We start from the raw sequence: 1,692 nt of genomic DNA on the forward strand, positions 1-1,692 counted from the left end.
ACCCACAACCTTCCACCCTGTGATCCCGCCCACAAAACCGCCAGCCAACGTGCCACCGCTAAGCCAATGCGCACGTTTTGTGCAGTACCAACGTCCATGGGTGCGCACCCGGGGTGGCCATCCACGCCGATCCTGCCTGCCCGCGCACAAGGTCTGCGCTCGCATCCCCGCCCAGCCCATAATCCCTGAGCGGGGTGGCCAGCCCCATCTTGCCCGGCCGTGCCGCTCGGGCCGCAAGGAGTGATGTATTCATGAACCAGACCAATGCCCCCGGGACGACCACCTGCCGCCCCGTCGATGAAGTGGAACGCATGCTCCCCCCTGGCCAGCTCTTTACCCTGGGTTTGCAACATGTGCTGGTGATGTACGCCGGTGCCGTGGCGGTGCCGCTGGTGATCGGCGGCAGCCTGGGGCTGCCCAAGGCACAGATCTCCTACCTCATCAGCTCTGATCTGTTCTGCTGCGGTATCGTCACCCTGCTGCAGTGTCTGGGGATAGGCCGGTTTGCCGGGATCAGGCTGCCCGTCATCATGTCGGTCACCTTCGCCGCCGTCATGCCCATGCTGGCCATCGGTGCCAACCCGGATCTGGGGCTGACCGGCATCTTCGGTGCCACCATCGCCGCCGGGATCATCTCCACCCTGCTGGTTCCCCTGGTCGGCCGCCTGATGCCACTCTTTCCGACCGTGGTGACAGGTGTGGTCATCACCTCCATCGGGATCAGCATCATGCAGGTGGGGATCGACTGGATGGCGGGGGGCAAAGGCAATCCCGAGTACGGCAGCCTGCGCTACATAGGCACCAGCTTCCTGGTGCTCGCCTTCATCTTGCTGGTGACCCGCTTCACCAAAGGCTTTTTCAGCAATATCTCTGTGCTGCTCGGCATACTGTTCGGCTTTGTCATCGCCATCGGCATGGGCGAGGTGAACCTGACCGGCCTCGATGAGGCAGCCTGGTTTGCCCCCATAGTGCCGTTCGCATTTGGCTGGCCCACCTTCGATCCCATCTCCATCGCGACCCTCACCGTCATCATGCTCATCACCTTCATCGAATCCATGGGGATGTTTCTGGCCCTCGGCGACATAGTCGGCCACCCGGCCACCCGGGGCGACATAGTGCGAGGGCTGCGGGTAGACGGCATAGGCACCGTCATCGGCGGCATCTTCAATAGTTTTCCCCACACCTCGTTTTCCCAGAATATCGGGCTGGTCAGCGTGACCGGGGTGTCGAGTCGCTGGGTCTGCGTCATGTCGGGGGGGATACTGCTCGCCTTTGGCCTGATCCCCAAGATGTCACTGATGGTCGCCTCCATTCCCCCCTTTGTGCTCGGCGGCGCCGGCATCGTCATGTTCGGCATGGTGCTGGCCACCGGCATTCGCATCCTGGCGCGGGCCGATTACAACTGCAATCGTCACAACCTCTATATCGTCGCCATCAGCTTAGGCGTCGGCATGATCCCCACCGTCTCCGGCCACTTCTTTCAGCACTTTCCCGCCGTGCTGCAGCCGCTGCTGCACAGCGGTATCCTGCTGGCGACCCTGAGCTCAGTGCTGCTGAATCTCTTCTTCAACGGCTACCAGCCGGATCTCAGCCACCAGCCCAGACCCCTGCTGGTGGGCCCGGTACGGCCAGTCGACCCCCAACCATAAAAAAGGCTATGTCCCAATTACGTGTTGCATGGGGCGCCCCAGC

General features: G+C 62.5%; 1 protein-coding gene. It reads left to right on the top strand.

Annotated features, from left to right (window positions below; genetic code table 11):
• The first annotated feature begins 251 nt into the window (after positions 1-251).
• On the top strand, positions 252-1,649 hold the full coding sequence (locus AAC083_RS11205; RefSeq protein ID WP_108536632.1) for a nucleobase:cation symporter-2 family protein: 1,398 nt from the start codon (positions 252-254) through the stop codon (positions 1,647-1,649).
• Positions 1,650-1,692 lie beyond the last annotated feature (43 nt).

Origin of the sequence: Aeromonas sp. HMWF014, from assembly GCF_963878295.1 — a bacterium.
In the GTDB taxonomy this organism is placed as follows: Bacteria; Pseudomonadota; Gammaproteobacteria; order Enterobacterales; family Aeromonadaceae; genus Aeromonas; species Aeromonas popoffii.

Coding starts and splice junctions, on each gene's coding strand:
- AAC083_RS11205 (WP_108536632.1), top strand. CDS start 252: ATGAACCAGACCAATGCCCCCGGGACGACCACCTGCCGCCCCGTCGAT.